This window comes from Bacillus cereus group sp. MYBK195-1 (genome assembly GCF_051916605.1).
GTDB lineage: Bacteria > Bacillota > Bacilli > Bacillales > Bacillaceae_G > Bacillus_A > Bacillus_A cereus.
Genome location: NZ_JBQAGZ010000009.1, coordinates 1 through 21274 on the forward strand (window position 1 = coordinate 1; position 21274 = coordinate 21274).

Consider the following 21274-nt stretch of genomic DNA (forward strand, 5'->3'; position numbering starts at 1 on the left):
GTATTAGGCACGCCGCCAGCGTTCATCCTGAGCCAGGATCAAACTCTCCAATAAAGTTAGTTTGTCTAGCATCTAAAATAAAAATTGACGTTTCACGTTGTTTGTTTCGTTCAGTTTTCAAAGAACTACTTAGTCGCTCATTCGCGACTTCCTTATGTTAACATCTTCATTTTTCAATGTCAACTAAGTTTTTTATTTCTTTTTTGTCGTTTTCTGCGTTTCCGCATCAGCGACGGTTATTAATATATCATGCAGTATATACATGGTCAATACTTTTTATAAAAAAATTTCACATCCCGTTAAAAACTTAAAAACCGCTGTAAAAATCATTATAGCGTCCATTCATTCTTCATGGCTCCCCTCCTATTCATTTCATATCTTATCCCTTTATCAATTTACACGAGAGTGAAAATTCTAAATTTTATGTTATATTATTAGTATAGGAGCGTGGTGAGAATGAGCATTAAGTATTCAAACAAAATCAATAAAATCCGGACCTTTGCATTAAGTTTAGTATTTATCGGCCTCTTCATTGCATACTTAGGTGTCTTTTTCCGCGAAAACATTATTATTATGACAACGTTTATGATGGTTGGCTTTTTAGCTGTTATCGCTAGCACTGTCGTTTACTTTTGGATTGGTATGTTATCTACTAAGACTATCCAAATTATTTGCCCAAGCTGTGATAAGCCAACAAAAATGCTCGGCCGTGTCGATGCATGTATGCACTGCAATCAACCTTTAACACTAGATCGAGATCTAGAAGGAAAAGAATTTGATGAAAAGTATAATAAGAAGAGTTATAAATCATAAGTATCAAGGGAAATACGAATTTGCAACACTACAAATGTTTCAACTCATTAAAAAGTTGATTTCTTAAAAAATCAACTTTTTAATTGTTTTATTAAATTTATTACACCTATTTTTTCGAAATAACAGTAAACATCCCTGTCATATTAGGCGAATAATCTTTAAAATCATATTTTTCGTAGAATGATGTTTTACCTTGCGACGCAAACAAACCAATGAATGCTTTATTTGGAGCATTCTGATTTAAGTATTCTACTAAAGTATTCATTATTTTCTTTCCAATACCATTCTTTTGATACTCTGGATGAACCACTATATCTTGAATATAGAAATAGATAGCCCCATCACCAACAATTCTCCCCATGCCGATGATTTGATTATTATCCTTGACTGTTATACAGTAAATCGAATTTTGAAGTGATATTTCCGCCACCTCAAAGTTCATATAGTTAGTCCATCCCACAGAATCACATAAATATTTATATTCTTCCAATGTTGGAATGTTATTTTTAATCTCATATTTCTTCAAAATGTCCCCTCCCAGAATTCATTTCCACCAATACAAAGTAAATTCGACAAACTTTTATCTAACCCTTCTTACTAACTTAGCACTGTAAATCCCGATTAGCCTCACTCTAATCCTTATATAATAAAGAAAGAGGCTGACGTATAGCCGTCAGCCTCTTTCTTTATTATATATTACGCCTTATGACACTCTGGACAAACGCCATAAATTTCTAAGCGATGACTATTGATAACGAAGCCTGTCGTTTTCGCAGCTTCCTCTTCCAGCTTTTCCAAGCCTCCATAAGGAAAATCAACAATCTTACCACATTTTTCGCAAATCACATGATAATGTTGACTTGTAACATAATCAAATCTACTTGAAGCGTCTCCATAAGTTAATTCCTTTACAAGTCCAACCTCTTTAAACACACGTAAGTTATTATAGACAGTTGCAACACTCATATTTGGAAACTTACCTTCTAATGCTTTATAAATATCATCCGCTGTTGGGTGCGTCATTGATTCCACAAGGTACTCTAAAATAGCATGACGCTGTGGAGTAATGCGTACACCCGTATTTTTCAGCATTTCTAGCGCTTCTTTTAATTCTTCTTTGACCACCGTCATGCACCCCGATTCTATACGGATTATTATTTTATAATTCTTATAAAGAGTGTACTCCTTTTCTTATAAATCGTCAATATTTCTACTATAAGTATGTAGTTTATTTTTATATTCAGGACTTGTTTTTATGTATCTTTCCCTTTTTTCTTCATATATTCCATAGAAAAAAGTGCGACATAATCGCACTTGGAATACTATCATCTGAGGAGGTATGCCCTACACTTCCACTTTATGTAAGGGAGTAAAATATGTATAGACACTTGCCTTGTTTCTGCATATTTTATCTCCAATGTAGATTTATTTTATATAAGAAAGAACATCCTCAATATGTCCTTTCACTTTCACTTTACGCCACTCTTTTACAAGTTCACCGTCTTTATTAATAAGGAATGTAGAACGCTCGATTCCCATATACTCTTTCCCAAAGTTCTTTTTTAACTTCCAAACATCGTATAACTCTGCTACTTTATGATCTTCATCTACTAAAAGTGTAAATGGCAATTCATGTTTCTCAATGAATTTCAAATGTCTATTCGCTGAATCAGGACTTACTCCAAGAATAACCGTATCCTTCTCTTGAAATACTCCATACGCATCACGAAAATCACATGCTTCAGTTGTACATCCTGGCGTCATATCTTTCGGATAAAAATAGAGAACTACATTTTTACCGCGGAAATCAGCTAGGCGAACTTCTTCTCCGTTACTTCCCTCTAATGTGAATTCTAGTGCCATTTCTCCTACTGTAATCATAGTTATCACTCCTACTCTTTTCCTTTACTATAACAAATGCTTCCTTATTTTTCATTGTCTATTACAGACCTCATCACAAAAGCAAAAGGGAGTGTATATCCAATTAGCGCTTCTGCGATTGCAATCCATCGCCCAATTCCAATCGGAGATATGTCACCATATCCAACAGACAATAAAGTAACTGCGCTAAAATATAAACAAACTTCGACGAGTTGAAAAGAATGAGCGTTCAAACTTTCTCCGTCCTCTTTCAAAACTGCGAAACCCATTTCCTCTAATACAACGTAACTTAATCCAAATGCGATTAGTACTGTTGTATAGATTAAAAATAATGTGGCCAAATTATAGAGCGAAAAAAAACGCGTTGAATCCGAATAGGAACTCCATAATAATTGGACACTTTTCAAAATAGCGATTGCTGCAATTAATAGAATAAATCCCCATAACATGTCCTCCACCTCATTTTATATGTATGAGGTGGAGAACTGATTTATCCCTTAGAAACGAACAAGCTTCTATAATTAATTACCCGCGCCACGATACCTTTTTACCCCTTGGTTCCAGAGGGTGATTGCAATCGTAAAACAGATAACACCAACAATTGGCGTCGCAAATGCATAACTATTCCATTCTGTTTTTCTTAAAAAGTATGCCGCTGGATATACTCCAACAAATGCAAACGGTAAAACAAACGTTAAAATGAAACGAATTACACGATTATAAATATTAACAGGATAGCGCCCGTAATTACCTATATTATACATAAGAGGCATAATTGAACTTTTCGCATCCGACCAAAAACCAAGGCTCGCCAACGTAACAAATATCCCTCCATATACAAGTGCTCCTCCTCCTACCATCAATATAAATAAGAAGAAATCATACCAGTAAAAAGATAATTGTAACTCCACAGCTGCATATCCCATTACAACAATCCCTGTAATAGCTCCAATTAAAGATTCAAGTTCCATTCTTTCTAATATAATTTGAAATAGGCTATGGATCGGTCGCGTTAATACACGATCCATCTCCCCTTTAATAATGTATCGATCATTAAAATCCCATATATTAAAGAAAGCTGAAAAGATGGCAAATGGCACTAAAAAGAAACCATAAATAAAGATTACCTCTTCTCGACTCCATCCCTTCAATGCTTGTGTATGCCCAAATACAACGAGAATAAATATTAAATTAACTGCTTGAAGCGATAAATCAGAAAGTAAACCAACGATAAAATCGCCTCGATACTCCAATTTCGTTTTTATATATTGACTTGCATATTGTAAAAATAAGTTTATATATATCATCTCATCATCCCCCTTGTACAATTAGACGTTTTCTCGCCGTTCTCCACATGAGTACAATTGGAAGAATAAGTACAATCGCCCAAATCACTTGAAATACTAAAGCCTCATACAACTTACTCCCCTGTATACCTTCAGAAAAAATCATACTTGGAATATAACTAATAGCCTGAAATGGTAAAAACATCATTGCTTTTTGAGCCCATAACGGATAAAAACTAATTGGTAATAATAGACCTGAAAATAAATCAATAACAACGCGTTTTGCATACATAATCCCACTATTATTAAATAGGAAAAACGTAAGCATTCCCGTCATTAAATTAATTTGTGTATTAATAATAAAGCTAAATATTAAAGATAAGAAGAAATATAACCAAGTTTGAAAATTCGTTGTAATTTGCAACGAAAATAATAACGTAACCATAACCATGCCTGGAATGGAAAAGAAGGCAAAACGGAATATTCCCTCGCCAAGACCTTGCATAACTTTCATTCCCAAATAGTTATACGGACGAATTAATTCTACAGCCACACGTCCTTCTTGAATCTCCATCGCAATTTCCCTATCTATATTATTAAAATAGAAGGCACGTGCCATCCACGCGATTGCGATATACGTGGTCATTTGCGAAATAGATAAACTTTCAATATTCTCTTTTCCGCTATAAATTGCTTGCCATAAAAAATAGTAAGCACCGATATTAATCGTATAAATTAAAATCCCGCTATAGTAATTTGTACGATACGCAAGCATCATTAAAAAGCGAATTCGAATCATTTCAATATACTTACCCATGCGTAATACCTTCTTCATAAATGTTACGAATAATTTCCTCTGTAGACACTTCGTTAATTTTTAAATCTTTAATTTGAAATGCTTGTACTACTTTAGAAATAAGCATTGAAATAATAACTTCTTCATTCGGAATTTTTGCAATCCATGCATTTTCCTCTTTCGCTTTCGACCAAACGACATGATTATCTGGCATAACCATTGATAAATCCTGATAGGAAACTGGTGCAACAAACTGAAAGTGAATTTCCTTCTCTGCTCCCCACTGCGTACGAAGATTACTTAAAGAACCGTCATACATAATATTCCCTTCATCCAGCATGATAACGCGCTCACATAAAGCTTCAATATCAGTAATATCGTGTGTTGTTAATAAAATTGTTGTTTTATAACGTTCATTCATTTCTTTTAAAAATTCACGTATTTTCAATTTCACAAGTACATCTAACCCAATTGTTGGCTCATCTAAAAATAATAACGGTGGATTATGAATTAAGGCTGCCGCTAATTCACAACGCATCCTTTGACCAAGAGATAATTTTCGAACTGGTTTATCTAATAAAGGCCCTATATCTAACGTTTCAATTACGTGCTCCATATGCTCCTTATACTGAGCGTCTGATACACCGTACACTTTCTTTAATAAACGAAACGATTCTTGTACTGCAATATCCCACCAAAGTTGCGAACGCTGTCCAAAAACAACACCAATTGTTCTTACAAATTCTTCTCTTTGTTTATGCGGGTTCATTCCATTTACTGTGATTTGCCCTGATGTCGGAGTTAAAATCCCCGTAAGCATTTTAATTGTTGTTGATTTACCAGCACCGTTCTCACCGATATAACCAACCATTTCACCTTGCTTTACAGTAAAAGATACATCATTTACTGCTGGTACTATTTTATAATTACGATTTAATAAATCGCGAAATGCACCCTTTAAGCCCGGACGACTTGAATAGGCTGTAAACTCTTTACGTAACCCTTGTACCTCAATTACCGATTTCATAATCGGACCCCCCTCCTAAATGTCACAACGAATAGTTTACCCAACTGCCTGCGCTATCACAAACAATACGTCTTTTCGAAAAACATGTTAGAATAATACATAGATTTTTGTAAGGAGATGAATTGTAGTGAAATTCACAAAGTCAGAAGCATTACATAAAGAAGCTTTAGAGCATATCGTTGGCGGTGTTAATAGTCCTTCTCGTTCTTTTAAAGCAGTTGGCGGCGGCGCTCCTGTTGCTATGGAACGTGGGAAAGGCGCTTATTTCTGGGATGTAGACGGAAATAAATATATCGATTATTTAGCAGCATACGGTCCTATTATTACTGGACATGCTCATCCGCATATAACAAAAGCAATTACAACAGCTGCTGAAAATGGGGTACTTTATGGAACACCAACAGCGCTAGAGGTAAAATTCGCAAAAATGTTAAAAGAAGCAATGCCTGCATTAGATAAAGTCCGTTTCGTAAACTCTGGTACAGAAGCAGTGATGACAACGATTCGTGTTGCTCGTGCTTATACAGGTCGCACAAAAATCATGAAATTCGCTGGTTGTTACCACGGTCATTCTGATTTAGTACTTGTGGCAGCTGGATCTGGTCCTTCTACTTTAGGAACTCCTGACTCAGCTGGCGTACCACAAAGTATTGCACAAGAAGTTATTACCGTTCCATTTAATAATGTAGAAACTTTAAAAGAGGCTTTAGATAAATGGGGTCATGAAGTAGCAGCTATCCTTGTAGAACCAATCGTTGGAAACTTCGGTATTGTAGAGCCTAAACCAGGATTCCTTGAAAAAGTGAATGAACTTGTTCACGAAGCTGGCGCACTAGTAATTTATGATGAAGTTATTACTGCTTTCCGCTTTATGTACGGTGGTGCTCAAGACTTACTTGGTGTGACACCTGACTTAACAGCGCTTGGTAAAGTTATTGGCGGCGGCTTACCAATCGGTGCTTACGGTGGTAAGAAAGAAATTATGGAACAAGTTGCTCCGCTTGGACCTGCATACCAAGCTGGTACAATGGCAGGAAACCCTGCTTCTATGGCATCAGGTATCGCTTGTCTAGAAGTACTTCAACAAGCAGGGCTTTATGAGAAATTAGATGAACTTGGTGCAATGCTTGAAAAAGGAATTTTAGAGCAAGCAGCGAAACATAATATCGACATTACATTAAACCGTCTAAAAGGGGCTTTAACTGTATACTTCACAACAAACACAATTGAAGATTACGATGCCGCACAAGATACAGACGGTGAAATGTTCGGTAAATTCTTCAAGCTTATGCTTCAAGAAGGAGTTAACTTAGCACCTTCTAAATACGAGGCATGGTTCTTAACTACAGAACATACAAAAGAAGATATTGAATATACAATCGAAGCTGTCGGCAGAGCATTTGCTGCCCTAGCAGACAATAAATAATCCCGTCATTAAAAGGAAAAAAGAAAGCTCACCTTTCTTTTTTCCTTTTTTCTATTTCATAAATTCCGTATTAATAGTATAATTATTCATAATTATCTGTTTTATATTCTTTTACAGCATTACTATCTCTGTGTACAAGGTGATTCGCACCTTAAATAGTAAGATTATTCTAACTTTTACAAGAGGGGGGATTGACGGATGCTCAATAAAAAAAATACATGGACACCGTCTTTATTTCGAGATTATAGAAATGCAGAACATGATGCGTGTGGAATCGTTTCCGTTATGGAGAAACGAAAAATTGCTACAAAAGAAAACATTGACCTTTGCATACAATCACTCGTCAAAATGAATCATAGAGCTGGTTTCATTAATGGTGAGGGCGATGGCATCGGCATTCACATTGATGTACCAAAAACGCTTTGGAATGAAAAACTAAAAAGTAGCGGATATAATCCAACGATTGTGGATCATCCCCACTTTATCGTTGGACATTTTTTTCTAAATAAAAAAGAAGACATTACTGCCTTAAAAGATTATATTCGTACAAAGTTAAACAACAAAAACTTTACTATCATTTTCGAAAGTGATGATGTAACAAACTCAGATGCGCTCGGTCCACTTGGTAAACAAGAAGAACCTTTATTTTGGCAAGTTGCCCTTATCGCAGAAAACGAAATTACAAATATTGAGCAAACATTATTTTCTGTCACAATAAAAATAGAGGAAAACGAAGCAATTCATGTTGCTTCATTAAGTCGTGATCATGTTGTATATAAAGTTCTAGGTGCTGGTGATACGCTTGTTGCCTACTATAATGATTTACAACATCCGCTTATCGCTTCAACTATGACATTAGGACATAACCGCTACTCTACTAATACATTATCTAATTTTTTTCGTGTACAACCATTTAGCATTCTCGGACATAATGGTGAAATTAACACAATTGCGAAATTACGCGATCAAGCCGAAATGATTGATGTACCACTTACTGCAGGAGGCAGTGACTCTCAAGATTTAAACCGCACCTTAGAAACCCTACTTGTTCAATACAACTACAGCTTATTTGAAGCAATGGAAATTCTATTCCCACCAATTATTAATGAAATTAAACTTTATGAAACACCTTTACAAGATTTATATACGTATATACGTGAAGCATGGGGACATTTTGCCCAAGGACCAGCTGGCATCATTTCCCGTTTTAAAGATGAAGCTGTTTTCAGCGTTGATTCCCTTGGATTACGCCCAGTATGGAAAGTAGAGACAGAGAGCTCTTATATTTTCTCTTCTGAACCTGGAGTTGTATCACCAACTAAATATGTAGCAGAACCAAAACCACTCGCTCCTGGAGAAAAAGTCGGATTAAAATGGAATGAACAAGATGAACTTGTTCTTTATGAATATGACAAATATCAAATCCAAGTATATAACCGTTTTAAAAAGCGAATTGATACTACCAATTACCATTTAAATTTATCTATCCCTGAAACGAAAAAAATCCAAGGGCTATGTGATTCTGTTCAAGTTGAAACGAAACAATACGTCGCTTTCGGATGGGACCGAGAACATATTCAACTTCTTGAACAGATGGCAACAAAAGGCGTTGAGCCAATACGCTCACTTGGGCATGACTCACCACTTGCCGCACTTGATACTGATAGACGAAATATCGCTGACTTTATTAAAGAAAGTGTAGCTGTTGTTACAAACCCTGCAATTGACCGTGACCGTGAAATTGAACACTTCTCTACACGTACTGTACTTGGAGAGCGTCCAAGTTTATTAAGCGGCGCAAAACGGCCATTTGTAGTTGAAATGCTTTCACCAATTATTTTAGAAGGAAGCGTGGCACAACCTATTGCAGAGGAATTACACACAATTACGTACGAACAACTCATAGAGCTATTTAAAACTCATAACTCTATCGCCACAATCTCTGCTACATTCAGCTCGTCAGAAACTCTACAATGTGCATTAAGCCGCATTAGTTCTGAAGCGATAGCTGCTGTTAACAATGGTGCTTCCCTACTAGTATTAGATGACGCAAAAGCCCATCTAAATGAGCGATTGTGGATTGATCCACATTTAGTTACTGCTAAAGTACATCAAGCATTAAGTGAAAATAAATTACGCCGCAATTGTTCTCTCGTTATACGTTCTGGTGCCCTTCGCTCCTTACATGACATTGTCACGCTATATGGATTAGGAGCAGATGGTATTAATCCATATTTATTATTCGCGACTGTAAATGACGGAACAAAAACACCAATTACGAATCTGTATAATGCACTTAATAAAGGATTAGAAAAAGTCATTTCAACAATTGGAATTCATGAGTTACGTGGTTACGGACGTCTCTATTCATCTATTGGGTTACATGAAGAAATCGCAAATATATTACAGATTACAAATTTCTTCGGTTCAAATGATTTAGCTTTTTCACTTGAATCACTTGCTGAAGATGCAAAAATGCGAGCGGATGATTATAACAATCCTAAAATTAGAATGCGAAAATCATTTCATATATTCCCGCGAATTTGGAAAGCAATCGGCGATGTTGCAAAAGGAAATTCTTATGATGATTACCGTGACAAGTTAAGTGAACTAGAAGAGAATAATCCCATCGCAATCAGACACCTTGTTCAAACGAAACAAACAAAACATGTCGTTCCAACTGAAGAAGTATCTATCGGCATTAAAAACCATGATTTTCCATTTATTATTAGTTCTATGTCATTTGGTTCTCAAAACGAAATTGCCTTTCGCGCATATGCAGAAGCGGCCGATCAGCTAAATATGATTAGCTTGAACGGTGAAGGCGGCGAAATTAAAGATATGATTGGAAAATATCCACATACACGTGGACAACAAGTGGCATCTGGGCGATTTGGAGTAAATGCCGAACTACTAAACTCATCGAACTTAATTGAAATCAAAATCGGTCAAGGCGCAAAGCCTGGGGAAGGTGGGCATTTACCTGGTTCAAAAGTAACAGCCAAAATCGCTGAAGCACGTAATGCGACAATTGGCTCAGATTTAATTTCACCTTCTAATAACCATGATATTTATTCAATTGAAGATTTAGCTCAAATGATTACGGAAATTAAAACAGCTAATCAACTTGCCAAAGTAGCCGTGAAAGTCCCTGTCGTTCCTAATATCGGAACAATTGCTGTCGGTATCGCCAAAGCTGGTGCTGATTTTATTAACATTAGCGGATTCGATGGCGGAACAGGTGCTGCACGTATTCACGCCTTGCAACATGTAGGTCTTCCTGTAGAAATTGGTGTTAAAGCCGCTCACAACGCTTTATTAGAAGCGAGCATGAGACATAAAGTAGAGATTTGGGCAGATGGTGGTATTCGAAGTGTAAATGATGCCTTGAAAATCATGCTTCTCGGAGCAAACCGTATTGGATTTGGCACACTATCAATGATTGCAATCGGCTGCACTACTTGCCGTGGGTGTCATCTAGATACTTGCCATGTCGGAATTGCGACACAAATCGAGTCTGAAGCACAAGCAAAGGAACATGGGTTACGCCGCTTCGTCCCACGCGAATTAGAAAGCGCAGTTACTGGCCTGCTAAATTTATTCACCTCTTTCGGTATAGAACTAAAACGATTAACAGGACAGCTTGGGTGTACAAATTTACAAGCAATTGTTGGGCGTTCTGATTTATTAGAGCAAGTTCGAGGCGAAAATTTATTAAACTTACGTAATTTATTACAAATAATAGAACATCCATCTGTTACAACAACAGATGGTGTACCAGAAAAACAATTTAAGACAGTTCATTCCGCTGACTCAAAAGAATTAGTAGGCGTTGGTGTAGAGCAACGCGTTATGGGTGGTCTAGAATCATGTTATCGCGTTCGCAGTAAACTATATGAAGCTACTCAACTTGAACCACTTACATTAAAGTATACGAATGGTTCTATTCCCGGAAATGGGTTAGGCGCTTACAATAGTGAAAATTTATTTATACACGTAAATGGCGGCGCACAAGATGGCATTGGTAAAACTTCCTTTGGTGGTGGGATTTATATAACGAAATCAAAAGGAAAAGACGGAGTATATTATAACGGTTCTGTCGGAAAAGGATTTGGATATGGTGCACAAAAAGGGGCACTATACGTGCAAGGGAACGCTGATGCTCGCGCTGGCATTCGCCTTTCTGGGGCAGACATGATAATTGGAGGTAGAATAACAAAACCACTCCGTGAAAAAGAGCAAGGAAATATAGGGGCATACTCCAATATTAAAGGTTTTGCTTTTGAATATATGACAAATGGGCGAGCGCTTGTTTTAGGTGACCCTGGTCCATGGATTTGCGCTGGCATGACTGGCGGTGTTGTTTATTTGCGTCATGATTCAAACTTAGGCCTAACAGAACAGGCCTTAAAAAGAAGAATTGCAAAAGGGGCAAATGTTACATTACAACCAATTAGTAAAAATGGTTTGAAAGATGTAACTGAATTATTGCTAGACTATATTCGTGTACTAAACGAACATGAGCAATATGAGGAAGTTGCTTTATTAACAGCATTATTAGATGATATACAGAACCAGTTTTTTGAGATTATCCCGAAAAAAGAACAGGCAGACCCATCTATCTCAACAGAGTAAAATGAGTAATTTTCATTATTAAGAAAAAATTGACGAAGTACGCTTCTCATAGTAATCTATAATAACAATTTGAGACCTGCTGAAATTCAGCAGGTTTTTTTACTAAAAACTGATGTTTAAAAGGAATTAGGAAAAATTATAAAGTGAAACTTTAATTAGCCTACACCAATCGAGCGTTTACCGGCATCTAGCTTCTGATTTTTGAGGCAGTAATCTTACTACTCACAATTAGCGGGATAAAATGAAGACTAATTTCTTTTAACGTCACTAAAATATCACTTGCTAACATATTGTAATGAATGTATAGTATCATGTTGTACATTCATTATGACAAGAGAAAGGATCTTATTAAGGGTATGAAACTTGGTGCTCGCATTTTAAAAACGGGTATTGCCATCACGTTAGCTTTATTTGCTTGTATTTTACTTCAATTACCGAGTCCGGTATTTGCGGGAATTTCAGCTATCTTTGCTGTTCAACCGTCTGTATACCGTTCTTATTTAACAGCACTTGAACAAATTCAAGCAAATGTAATTGGTGCGATATTTGCTATCGCATTTGCTACTGCTTTTGGACATAATCCTTTTATTATTGGATTAACATGTATATTAGTAATTGCTCTTACATTACAATTACGATTAGAAAACACAATATCAATTGCTTTAGTAACAGTTATCGCCATTATGGAGTATCAAGGCGAAGATTTCTTTAGTTTTGCCTTACTTCGATTTGCGACGATTATGATTGGTATTATTGCGGCTTCACTTGTAAATTTAGTATTTATGCCGCCAAAATATGAAACAAAACTTTATCATCGTATCGTTGATAATACAGAAGAAATTGTAAAATGGATTCGAATGAATAGCAGGCAGGCTTCTGATTTTACAACGCTAAAAACTGATATTGATCGTATGAAAGAAAAAATGATCAAACTAAATCATTACTATTTGCTGTATAAAGAAGAAAGAAGCTATACGAAAAAAGTAAAGTTCGCAAAAATTCGTAAGCTCGTTTTATTCAGACAAATGTTAGCGACAACAAGCCGTGCTTTAAGTACGTTAAAATCATTACACCGTACTGAAAATGAACTGCGCTATATGCCAGAAGAATTTCAGGAATCTATCCAAAACGAACTTGACTCATTAACGCATTATCATGAACAAGTTTTATTAAAATTTATTGGTAAAGCAAAAAAACAACAATCAGTTGAAATGCTTGATGAAGTTGAAACAGGTAAACAAGAATTAATTGATATCTTTATGGAATATCAAAATAAAGACGATGAAGAAGCATATAAAACATGGTTACATCTCTTTCCTCTTATTTCTTCCATCATTAACTATAGTGAAGAAGTAGAGCATTTAGATTTGCTTGTAGATAGCTTCTACACATATCATAAACCAGAAAAAGAACTCCAAATCGATGATAAAAAAGAAGACGAATAAAAAAACAGCTCCTTTTATGCTAAAGGAGCTGTTTCTGTTATATGTTGAAGTTGATATAAATTGTAATAAAATCCTCTTTTTCGCATTAACTCTTCATGAGAACCAGTCTCTTTAATCTCACCGTCTTCAATGTAAATAATCGTATCAACATGCGTAATCGTCGCTAATCGATGTGCGATTATAATCGTTGTCCGGTCAGCAGCTAACGTCTGAAGCGCCTCTTGAATATACCTTTCATTTTCTAAATCTAATGCTGAAGTTGCTTCATCTAATATAAGTACCGACGGATTCTTTAGAAACACTCGTGCAATTGCCACGCGTTGTCTTTGCCCGCCTGATAGCTTCACACCACGTTCTCCAACGACAGTATTATAACCATCTGGTAAGTCTATAATAAAATCATGAATTTGCGCAGCTTTGGCAGCTGCAATCACTTCTTTCTCTGTAGCTTTCGGATTTCCATATAAAATATTAGCTCCAATTGTATCGCTAAACAATAAATTATCCTGCAGTACAATTCCAATATGACTACGCAAATTTCTCATATTGTACTTTCTTACATCTATGCCATCTACATAAACCGCGCCTTCAGAAACATCATAGAAACGCGGGATCAAACTAGCAAGAGATGACTTTCCTCCCCCACTCGCTCCTACAAGCGCTACTTTCTCTCCAGGCTGCATAGTTAATGACAAGTTGTGTAATATCTCTTTTTCATCTGCATTATAACGAAAAGAAACATTGTCAAATACAATTTCTCCATTTAATTTTTTCGTTTGTACCGCATTTGGTACATTAACAATATCGTATTTTTCATCTAACAGTTCAAACACACGGTCCATCGATGCAAAAGATTGTGTTAATGTTGTAGATGAATTAACAAGGCGGCGAAGCGGACTATATAAACTATCCATATATCCAACAAAAGCTACCATCGTTCCTAGCGTTAACTGCCCTTGAATTACTTCATATGCTGCAAAACCAATCACAAGTAACGGACCTAAATCGGTTAACGTATTTACTGCCGAAAATGTTCTTGCCGTCCAACTTGTATGGGTTAATGCTTTCGTTAAAAATTCATTATTTCTTTTTTCAAACTGCTTCCCCTCATACTCTTCTAACGCAAAGCTACGTGTCACTTGCATTCCTTGAATACGTTCATGCAAATACCCTTGCATCGTCGCTAATGCTTGTGAACGCTCTTTCGTCAAATTCCGAAGACGTCCGAAAAAATATTTCACTGCAATTACATAAATAGGTAAAATCAATAACGCAACAAATGTTAATTTTATATTCATAGAAAACATAACAATGATAGCAATAGCAATTGTTGCAGTATCTAACCAGACGTTCATCAAACCAGTAATTACAAAATCCTTCGTTTGTTCTACATCATGGATGACACGCGAAATAATCTCCCCTGTTTTTGTATTGGAGTAATAACGTAAACTTAACTTTTGTAAGTGACCGAAAATATGCTTCCGCAAATCATACAGTATTGTATTTGCGATACGTTGGGCGAAATATTGACGATAATATTCAATCGGTGGTCTTAATACCGCAAAAATAAAAAAAGCAATTCCAATCGCTGTTATTAATTGAGATGTTTTATCTTGAAGTGAGCCCGCGCCTTGAATTACATCATCGATAATATACTTTAATAACCACGGCATAATAAGTGGGATACCGAACTTAACTAGTCCAATAATAATTGTAATAGCAATAAGCCATCGATATGGTTTAACAAATTGTAAATATCTTTTTATGCCTTGCACATAATCCCCCCTCTAATAGGACAAACCTGCCGGGAAGCCCCCTGCAGGTTTGTTTTAATTTCTGTACATTAAATATCGTTCATACCACATATCTACGAAATCTGGTGCAAATGGACCTTTTCTTTGATGAATCCACTGTGTTAAATGTGCTACATTTCGTTTTAAAATTGTATCAATAACAGGTGGATACTGCATAATTTGACTATGTTTTTCATACTCATCTTCATCTAGAAGCGTATATGTCATATCTGGATATACTTTAATATCTAAATCATAATCAATATACTTTAATGCTTCAGGATCATACGCAAAAGGTGAGCTTAAATTACAATAATAATATACGCCATCTTCCCTAAGCATCCCAATCACATTAAACCAATAGTTGGCATGAAAATAACAAATTGCTGGTTCACGAGTAATCCATGTTCGGCCATCCGATTCTGTAACTACTGTACGATCATTCGCTCCGATTACAAGACTCTGTGTCCCTTTTAAAATTGTTGTTTCTTCCCACATTCTATGAATGGAGCCATTATGTTTATAACTATGTATTTGTACTTTTTCTCCTTCTTTGGGAAATCCCATATATGCTCCCTTCTTTCAACTGCAAATGCCCTTTGAACGGCATTCACTTTTTTTCTATTATAACTTTTTTGTCGAAATTTTAAAACTAAAGGGATAAGACTCTATTTTTCAAACTGAATATGCAGGAGGTTTATCGTTGAATACTATGCCCCAACTCTTCTTAAGAGATAGGGATTGTACTGCATTATTTATAAGCGAGGACATGTAATAGAAAAAGCCCTTCTCTATTTCCATACAAAGAAGGACTTTTCACCTGAAGATAACAATATATCTTATCCTAAATTTGAAATCATTTTTTCAGTTGCAAAAGATTGAATTACACTATTCGTTTGTTCTTCAAATTTCTCATGTAACATCTTCAAAGCTACTTCTGTTCTATATATTTCCTGGCGGATAAAATGCAGTTCTTTTTTATCGCACGTATCTTTTTCATTCATTTCGATTTGTTGATACTTCTCTAGATGTGCTTGTAACTTTAACAACTCATCCATCGTCTCTAATTGCTCCCCTACCAACTTATCAAAATCGTTCATTACTTACCCCCTTTTGGACTTATTCATCAGTTATTATTCCTAATTACATAATTCTAATTGTTAACTTCCTTCTCCTTTGACTACATTTGTTGACTTATTAGAAGTTATGTCGTTCGCTTTCTTTTCATTACAACGATCCACGCAAAAAGAAAACACTTCTCCCGAATTAGAGAAGTGTTTTTCTTTCATTACTGATTTGAGCTAGAAGATTGTGATTGTTTTGCAGCTGACTTAGCATTTTGTTTTTTCACAGCATGCACGTCTGTTTCAGTTGCAAATTCTGTACCATAACTAGCGTTTGCACTTTGTGCACCAGAAGCTTGTGCTTTCTTTGCTTCTGATTGTGCGTTTGCTTGTTTTACTGCTTGTACATTTGTTTCAGTCGCAAACTCTGTACCATAACTAGCATTTGTACTTTGAATGCTAGCACCAGAAGTTGCCTTGTTATAACCTTGTTGTTTTTTACTCATCTTTCTCACCTCCACAATCAATAATGTAACCAATTCACTTAGAAGCTATCCGTAATTTTCTTTTGAATAATTTCCGCATATATCTTTTGTTACTTATTCAAACTATAAGAAATGGAGGTGGAAATATGTATATAGGACGCGATATGACTGAACTAACGATGATTTCAAAAAATGAATGGAAAGAAGATGAATTAGCTTATTTTCATCACTCACTACAACAAGTTCTGCCTTATTTAAATGTAGAAGGGCAAAGTATTTACAAAGAAATTGTAGTAGAAATCGAATCAAGAGGCGGCTTACAAGAAGGTGAAGCTAGTTGGACTCATGGGACAAAAATTTCTTACGATTAAAAAAGTGTTCCCTAGATTGGGAACACTTTTTTATTTATTGCATTGTAATTTTCTCCACACAATTTTCATAAATAGTACGGTGTGATTTTGAGAAAGGTAATTGCTCAAATACCTCTTTTGATACAAATTTTAATGTATCTGTATCAACAATATTACCTGTTACTTTTCCGTAAAATACAAATATATCCCAAGTACGATGTGTAAACGTATGTTGTACATTCATTGCGTATTCATCAATAAAAACCTCGAGCTCAAATTTTTCTTTCATATAATCTATAAGCTGTTCCTTCTGATTTCGAATACTTTCTCCAAGTTCCACATTCGGAAACTCCCACATGTTAGCTAACAAACCTGTACTTGGACGTTTATTAATAACGTAACGACCGTCTTCAGTTTGAAGTACACCTGCAACAATAGGTACCATTTTAGGAGCTTTCGCTTTACTTTTTACTGGTAATTCTTTTTGAACACCTTCAGCATACCCTCTGCAATGTTCACGTACAGGACAAAGTAAGCATGCTGGATTTTTCGGAATACAAATTAGTGCACCTAATTCCATCAAACCTTGATTAAAATAAGATGGATTTTCAATCGAAATAATTTCACGCACAATCTCTTCAAAAACTTTTCGAGTCTTTGGTTTTGCAATATCATCCCATACTGATAAAATACGAGATAATACACGCATAACATTTCCATCAACTGCCGGCTCTGGTATACCATATGCGATACTTAAAATAGCACCTTTTGTATATGGTCCGACTCCTTTTAACTTTTCAATTTTCTTTACATCACTTGGTACAACTCCGCCGTATACTTCTTTTACCTCTTTTACTGCCGCATGTAAATTACGTGCTCTAGAATAATATCCTAAACCTTCCCATGCTTTTAATACTTCTTCATCATCTGCGTTCGCTAACGCTTCAAGTGTAGGAAACTTCCCCATAAAATTTGCGTAATATGGTTTTACAGCTTCTACTCTTGTTTGCTGTAACATAATTTCAGAAACCCAAACGCGGTATGGATCTTTATTCTTTCTCCATGGTAAGTCGCGCTGTTCTTCTTCAAACCAACCAATTAAATCATTTTGAAACTGCTCTATATTAAAATTGTTTAGTATTTCAAGTGTCAAACTTGATCCCCCTCATTTTTTTGCATATAAGTACTATTATAAAGATTTTAGGAAAAAATTTAAGTAAGATGATACAGGAAATAGAAGGCAAAGGACTTGAGGTATCGAATAAAAAGAGTTACATTAATAAAAAACGGAGGTGGATTTCTATGGACACAGCCACTCACCTTGTTATGGGTATCACTTTAGGTAGCTTAGCAACATTAGATCCAGCCATAGCACAAAGTGATATTGGCCCCCAAGCTGTTATGCTTGCTACAATTGCTGGTTCCAACATTCCTGACATTGACACAGTTTTAAAATTGCGTAATAACGCTAAATATATAAGAAATCATCGTGGGATTACTCATTCTATTCCTGCGGTAATTCTTTGGTCATTCCTTATAAGTGGCATCTCTTTCGCCTTCTTTTCAGACGCTCCATATCTTCATCTACTGCTTTGGTCATTTATTGCTGTCTTCCTTCACGTCTTTGTAGATATTTTCAATGCCTATGGTACACAAGCATTACGGCCTTTCACAAAAAAATGGGTCGCACTCGGCGTGATTAATACATTCGATACCGTAATTTTCTTTATCCATATACTTGCAATTGCTTGCATGCTCGTCGGTTCTCATAAGGGATATACAGCTTTAGCGGCATATATATTAATGATTGTTTACTATATCGGACGGATTATGATGCACAGAAATATAAGAAGCGTTGTACACAAACGTTTCAAAAATGTCGAAAAGATTATCATTTCTCCTTCTTACCGATTTTACCATTACCATTTAGCAATCGTTACGGCTGATTATTACTACGTTGCGAGATGGCACCGTGGTAACATCATGATATATGATAAGTTCGATCGGGTACCGTTCCCAGACAATAATATTATGCGAGCAGCTAAACAAGATGAAAACATCTCGGCCTTTCTATCTTTCTCTCCTGTATATCGCTGGGATATTTTTGATCATGACCATTATTATGAAGTACGATTCATTGATTTACGATATCGAAGTAAAGATTATTATCCATTTGTTGCAATCGTTCAGCTCGACCACAATTTAAATATTATTAGTTCCTATACAGGATGGATCTTTAGTGAAGAAAAGCTTCGAAAAAAACTGGAATTACTTCCACATTAAAAAAGCGACTTAAGTCGCTTTTTTTAATGTTTCAAATGATCTTCTTGATTAATTAAATGACTATACTTCGGATTATTTGTACGCATTTCATGAAGGCGTACACCATGATTATTAATCCATGATCGTACCACTTGTTCCGTCATTTCATCGCCTTGATAACGACCTGATTTTGCATAAGTTGTTTGAAAATCTTCCCATAGTAACTCAACCCACGCACGAGCTTGTGCGTAAGAAAGCTTGTCATTCTTGTCTAATAATTCTTTCGTTAATGTTTCATAAATATCATTCATATTATAATCTCCTTTTACCTATTTATCCCTTCATTTCTAAAGGATAGTTTCTTCAATTTTGCACATTCTATAATTGATACTTCTTAAAGAGGTATCAACCGATAATGAGGAGGGCGTTCGTAATGGGTAAACAAGCCGAATTTTGGTCTGAGTCAAAAAACAACAGCAAAATCGACGGTCAACCGAAAGCGAAATCACGCTTCGCTTCGAAACGACCTAACGGCACAATTAACACGCACCCACAAGAACGTATGCGTGCTGCAAATCAGCAGGAAGAGTAGTACAAATTAAATTAACTTCCTACACGAGGTGATAAAGATGAGCTACCGTGATCGCTTAGATAGTCGTTCTGAATTATTTAACCATACGTGGACTCGTCCAAAACATGCGAAAGCGCAAGTTAACGGACAGACGCAACAAACCCAGTCTCTCATTATATTGGCAAATGAATGTAAAAAACGCCAATTTTAGAATCTCCTATCTCCTTTAACGCCTACCAAAGATGAAAACCAGAGAGATATATGCTCTCTGGTTTTTATTTTTCTTGCAATAAGGAAATTGGTATGCCAATCTCTTCATTATCATTTTGCTTATATCCCCAAGCAAATACCCCATTGAAATACGTAATTTTAAATAATACACCAGGTTCTTCTACTAATTCATATGTTTCACCAATACGGAATTTGTTTATATCCGTCATATAAGCACGAGCCATTGCCATTTTTCTCATTAATACATCAAATTCATTGACAATCCCAAGCTGCTCCGCTTTTACTGCTTGCTCCTTCAAAGCGCCAATTTCTTCTCTTAGCTCATGCGGTGTCATTTCACTGTAGCGTTTTGGCATATTCATCTTATTCTCCTCATTCCTCTTCGCGTTTCATTTGCAAAAATATCTCGATTTCATCAATAGAGAATCCTTTTCGATATAACGCTTGTTTCATCTTGTTTTCAAATATCCATCCATCATGCTTCTTATATTTCTCATAATATTTATTCCCATGATAGTGTAACGCTTCTTGTTGCTTTTCGTCATCTTTTTCGTCTTTCAATTCTTCCAAACAAATTTGAATTACTTCTCTAGAATATCCTTTTCGAACAAGCATCTCATCTAACTTTAGTTTCATTTGTAAAAAAGAATGTTTTTGATAAGATTTTTTCTTCTTCTCTATGAGAAACAAGGCATTCTCAATTTGCTTTTCCTTCGGATATTCTTGTAAACTATGTGTAATAATTAAATCCTGAACACCTTTATTTAATAACTCTCTTTTAATAACAGTTGGACCTTTTCGATTCACATTACTTTGCGTTCGCGTATATAAAACAGCATACTCTTTATCATTAATATATCGGTCATGTAATAATTTCGAAACGACTTCAGAGATGATGGCCTGTCCCGCTTCTTTTTTTCGTAAAAAATCTTCTATTTCTTGTTTTGTTCTCATTTGATAGGATAAATAGGAGATTGCTTGTAAATATGCTTTTTGCACTTCTTCATTGTACAAAATATTTCCTAACTCGATTTCATCAATTTCTAAGCCTTTTTGTAATCCATGTTTTATTAAGATTACTTGATCCACACTAAATCCGTACTCTTCGCCTTGACCTTTATCAATATAAATATTAAATCGTTCTTTCGATCGTTTTTGTACTTCTATTTTTGTAATGACAGCCATACTCTCACCTCTCTATTATTTTAA

23 protein-coding genes are annotated in these 21274 nt (G+C 35.6%); 8 read left to right on the plus strand and 15 right to left on the minus strand.

Going from position 1 to position 21274, the window contains the following annotated elements:
- Positions 1 to 456 precede the first annotated feature (456 nt).
- Positions 457 to 813 carry a YgzB family protein gene (locus tag ACTFRY_RS25275; protein ID WP_000025058.1) on the plus strand — a complete coding sequence of 119 codons (357 nt, stop codon included), beginning with the start codon at positions 457 to 459 and terminating at the stop codon, positions 811 to 813.
- A 106-nt stretch (positions 814 to 919) separates the two neighbouring features.
- Here the strand turns inward: ACTFRY_RS25275 and ACTFRY_RS25280 are convergent, their stop codons facing one another.
- The 7 genes from ACTFRY_RS25280 to ACTFRY_RS25310 form a co-directional block, all read right to left on the minus strand.
- Entirely contained in the window at positions 920 to 1339 is a 420-nt protein-coding gene (locus ACTFRY_RS25280) for a GNAT family N-acetyltransferase (protein WP_098616482.1), read from the minus strand.
- A gap of 170 nt (positions 1340 to 1509) precedes the next feature.
- Entirely contained in the window at positions 1510 to 1938 is a 429-nt protein-coding gene (perR, locus tag ACTFRY_RS25285) for a peroxide-responsive transcriptional repressor PerR (RefSeq protein ID WP_000237829.1), read from the minus strand.
- Positions 1939 to 2238: 300 nt separating this feature from the next.
- Positions 2239 to 2694, minus strand: a complete 456-nt coding sequence (bcp, locus tag ACTFRY_RS25290; protein ID WP_098616483.1) for a thioredoxin-dependent thiol peroxidase — start codon at positions 2692 to 2694, stop codon at positions 2239 to 2241.
- 44 nt (positions 2695 to 2738) lie between these two features.
- A complete protein-coding gene (locus ACTFRY_RS25295; RefSeq protein WP_000964343.1) occupies positions 2739 to 3143 on the minus strand; it encodes a potassium channel family protein in 405 nt (134 codons plus the stop codon).
- Positions 3144 to 3215: 72 nt separating this feature from the next.
- The gene (locus ACTFRY_RS25300; protein WP_000639388.1) at positions 3216 to 4001 is read right to left on the minus strand and encodes an ABC transporter permease; all 786 of its coding nucleotides are present in this window, start codon (positions 3999 to 4001) and stop codon (positions 3216 to 3218) included.
- A 4-nt stretch (positions 4002 to 4005) separates the two neighbouring features.
- The gene (locus ACTFRY_RS25305) at positions 4006 to 4797 is read right to left on the minus strand and encodes an ABC transporter permease (protein WP_098616484.1); all 792 of its coding nucleotides are present in this window, start codon (positions 4795 to 4797) and stop codon (positions 4006 to 4008) included.
- Entirely contained in the window at positions 4790 to 5803 is a 1014-nt protein-coding gene (locus ACTFRY_RS25310) for an ABC transporter ATP-binding protein (RefSeq protein ID WP_016117129.1), read from the minus strand. Before ACTFRY_RS25310 ends, ACTFRY_RS25305 begins: the two co-directional genes overlap by 8 nt.
- Positions 5804 to 5930: 127 nt before the next feature.
- Between ACTFRY_RS25310 and hemL the strand changes: the two genes are divergently transcribed.
- From hemL to ACTFRY_RS25325, 3 genes are all read left to right on the plus strand, one after another.
- Positions 5931 to 7229 (plus strand): glutamate-1-semialdehyde-2,1-aminomutase, encoded by a 1299-nt coding sequence (gene hemL, locus ACTFRY_RS25315; protein ID WP_000673236.1) that lies wholly within the window; start codon positions 5931 to 5933, stop codon positions 7227 to 7229.
- A 198-nt stretch (positions 7230 to 7427) separates the two neighbouring features.
- Complete coding sequence (locus tag ACTFRY_RS25320; RefSeq protein WP_098616485.1) at positions 7428 to 11864, plus strand: glutamate synthase-related protein; 4437 nt, start codon at positions 7428 to 7430, stop codon at positions 11862 to 11864.
- Between the two features lie 356 nt (positions 11865 to 12220).
- The gene (locus ACTFRY_RS25325; RefSeq protein WP_000765787.1) at positions 12221 to 13309 is read left to right on the plus strand and encodes an aromatic acid exporter family protein; all 1089 of its coding nucleotides are present in this window, start codon (positions 12221 to 12223) and stop codon (positions 13307 to 13309) included.
- A 14-nt stretch (positions 13310 to 13323) separates the two neighbouring features.
- On the opposite strand, the gene ACTFRY_RS25330 is transcribed toward ACTFRY_RS25325, so the two are convergent.
- The 4 genes from ACTFRY_RS25330 to ACTFRY_RS25345 all read right to left on the minus strand — a co-directional run bounded on the left by ACTFRY_RS25330 (position 13324) and on the right by ACTFRY_RS25345 (position 16672).
- The gene (locus ACTFRY_RS25330) at positions 13324 to 15084 is read right to left on the minus strand and encodes an ABC transporter ATP-binding protein (RefSeq protein ID WP_098616486.1); all 1761 of its coding nucleotides are present in this window, start codon (positions 15082 to 15084) and stop codon (positions 13324 to 13326) included.
- A gap of 54 nt (positions 15085 to 15138) precedes the next feature.
- Positions 15139 to 15669, minus strand: a complete 531-nt coding sequence (ntdP, locus tag ACTFRY_RS25335; RefSeq protein ID WP_000506624.1) for a nucleoside tri-diphosphate phosphatase — start codon at positions 15667 to 15669, stop codon at positions 15139 to 15141.
- Positions 15670 to 15941: 272 nt separating this feature from the next.
- Positions 15942 to 16202 carry a YgaB family protein gene (locus ACTFRY_RS25340; RefSeq protein ID WP_000997575.1) on the minus strand — a complete coding sequence of 87 codons (261 nt, stop codon included), beginning with the start codon at positions 16200 to 16202 and terminating at the stop codon, positions 15942 to 15944.
- 188 nt (positions 16203 to 16390) lie between these two features.
- Positions 16391 to 16672, minus strand: a complete 282-nt coding sequence (locus tag ACTFRY_RS25345) for a gamma-type small acid-soluble spore protein (protein ID WP_000039035.1) — start codon at positions 16670 to 16672, stop codon at positions 16391 to 16393.
- A 125-nt stretch (positions 16673 to 16797) separates the two neighbouring features.
- On the opposite strand from ACTFRY_RS25345, the gene ACTFRY_RS25350 reads away from it, so the two are divergent.
- Positions 16798 to 17022: a hypothetical protein gene (locus ACTFRY_RS25350; protein ID WP_000275436.1), complete on the plus strand. Its 225-nt coding sequence runs from the start codon at positions 16798 to 16800 to the stop codon at positions 17020 to 17022.
- A gap of 34 nt (positions 17023 to 17056) precedes the next feature.
- Here ACTFRY_RS25350 and mutY read toward each other — a convergent pair whose 3' ends face one another.
- Positions 17057 to 18154, minus strand: coding sequence for an A/G-specific adenine glycosylase (mutY, locus tag ACTFRY_RS25355; RefSeq protein ID WP_000171390.1), 1098 nt, complete (start codon positions 18152 to 18154; stop codon positions 17057 to 17059).
- 149 nt (positions 18155 to 18303) lie between these two features.
- Between mutY and ACTFRY_RS25360 the strand changes: the two genes are divergently transcribed.
- On the plus strand, positions 18304 to 19284 hold the full coding sequence (locus ACTFRY_RS25360; protein ID WP_000379106.1) for a metal-dependent hydrolase: 981 nt from the start codon (positions 18304 to 18306) through the stop codon (positions 19282 to 19284).
- A gap of 23 nt (positions 19285 to 19307) precedes the next feature.
- On the opposite strand, the gene ACTFRY_RS25365 is transcribed toward ACTFRY_RS25360, so the two are convergent.
- Positions 19308 to 19574 carry a YfhJ family protein gene (locus ACTFRY_RS25365; RefSeq protein WP_000998166.1) on the minus strand — a complete coding sequence of 89 codons (267 nt, stop codon included), beginning with the start codon at positions 19572 to 19574 and terminating at the stop codon, positions 19308 to 19310.
- A 122-nt stretch (positions 19575 to 19696) separates the two neighbouring features.
- Here ACTFRY_RS25365 and ACTFRY_RS25370 point away from each other — a divergent pair, with 122 nt between their 5' ends.
- Together ACTFRY_RS25370 and ACTFRY_RS25375 are read left to right on the plus strand one after the other, a co-directional pair.
- On the plus strand, positions 19697 to 19855 hold the full coding sequence (locus ACTFRY_RS25370; RefSeq protein ID WP_000517891.1) for a small, acid-soluble spore protein K: 159 nt from the start codon (positions 19697 to 19699) through the stop codon (positions 19853 to 19855).
- 37 nt (positions 19856 to 19892) lie between these two features.
- A complete protein-coding gene (locus ACTFRY_RS25375; protein WP_000122093.1) occupies positions 19893 to 20045 on the plus strand; it encodes a YpzG family protein in 153 nt (50 codons plus the stop codon).
- 64 nt (positions 20046 to 20109) lie between these two features.
- Here the strand turns inward: ACTFRY_RS25375 and ACTFRY_RS25380 are convergent, their stop codons facing one another.
- Together ACTFRY_RS25380 and recX are read right to left on the minus strand one after the other, a co-directional pair.
- Positions 20110 to 20427 carry a YfhH family protein gene (locus ACTFRY_RS25380; protein ID WP_001057024.1) on the minus strand — a complete coding sequence of 106 codons (318 nt, stop codon included), beginning with the start codon at positions 20425 to 20427 and terminating at the stop codon, positions 20110 to 20112.
- A gap of 10 nt (positions 20428 to 20437) precedes the next feature.
- Positions 20438 to 21250 carry a recombination regulator RecX gene (gene recX / locus ACTFRY_RS25385; protein ID WP_086423806.1) on the minus strand — a complete coding sequence of 271 codons (813 nt, stop codon included), beginning with the start codon at positions 21248 to 21250 and terminating at the stop codon, positions 20438 to 20440.
- Between the last annotated feature and the right edge of the window lie 24 nt (positions 21251 to 21274).

Bases quoted from the DNA above. Each gene is read 5' to 3' on its own strand.
- ACTFRY_RS25275 (WP_000025058.1), top strand. From the start codon at position 457: ATGAGCATTAAGTATTCAAACAAAATCAATAAAATCCGGACCTTTGCA.
- bcp (WP_098616483.1), bottom strand. From the start codon at position 2,694: ATGATTACAGTAGGAGAAATGGCACTAGAATTCACATTAGAGGGAAGT.
- ACTFRY_RS25295 (WP_000964343.1), bottom strand. From the start codon at position 3,143: ATGTTATGGGGATTTATTCTATTAATTGCAGCAATCGCTATTTTGAAA.
- ACTFRY_RS25300 (WP_000639388.1), bottom strand. From the start codon at position 4,001: ATGATATATATAAACTTATTTTTACAATATGCAAGTCAATATATAAAA.
- ACTFRY_RS25305 (WP_098616484.1), bottom strand. From the start codon at position 4,797: ATGGGTAAGTATATTGAAATGATTCGAATTCGCTTTTTAATGATGCTT.
- ACTFRY_RS25310 (WP_016117129.1), bottom strand. From the start codon at position 5,803: ATGAAATCGGTAATTGAGGTACAAGGGTTACGTAAAGAGTTTACAGCC.
- ACTFRY_RS25320 (WP_098616485.1), top strand. From the start codon at position 7,428: ATGCTCAATAAAAAAAATACATGGACACCGTCTTTATTTCGAGATTAT.
- ACTFRY_RS25325 (WP_000765787.1), top strand. From the start codon at position 12,221: ATGAAACTTGGTGCTCGCATTTTAAAAACGGGTATTGCCATCACGTTA.
- ntdP (WP_000506624.1), bottom strand. From the start codon at position 15,669: ATGGGATTTCCCAAAGAAGGAGAAAAAGTACAAATACATAGTTATAAA.
- ACTFRY_RS25340 (WP_000997575.1), bottom strand. From the start codon at position 16,202: ATGAACGATTTTGATAAGTTGGTAGGGGAGCAATTAGAGACGATGGAT.
- ACTFRY_RS25345 (WP_000039035.1), bottom strand. From the start codon at position 16,672: ATGAGTAAAAAACAACAAGGTTATAACAAGGCAACTTCTGGTGCTAGC.
- ACTFRY_RS25350 (WP_000275436.1), top strand. From the start codon at position 16,798: ATGTATATAGGACGCGATATGACTGAACTAACGATGATTTCAAAAAAT.
- ACTFRY_RS25360 (WP_000379106.1), top strand. From the start codon at position 18,304: ATGGACACAGCCACTCACCTTGTTATGGGTATCACTTTAGGTAGCTTA.
- ACTFRY_RS25365 (WP_000998166.1), bottom strand. From the start codon at position 19,574: ATGAATGATATTTATGAAACATTAACGAAAGAATTATTAGACAAGAAT.
- ACTFRY_RS25370 (WP_000517891.1), top strand. From the start codon at position 19,697: ATGGGTAAACAAGCCGAATTTTGGTCTGAGTCAAAAAACAACAGCAAA.
- ACTFRY_RS25375 (WP_000122093.1), top strand. From the start codon at position 19,893: ATGAGCTACCGTGATCGCTTAGATAGTCGTTCTGAATTATTTAACCAT.
- ACTFRY_RS25380 (WP_001057024.1), bottom strand. From the start codon at position 20,427: ATGAATATGCCAAAACGCTACAGTGAAATGACACCGCATGAGCTAAGA.
- recX (WP_086423806.1), bottom strand. From the start codon at position 21,250: ATGGCTGTCATTACAAAAATAGAAGTACAAAAACGATCGAAAGAACGA.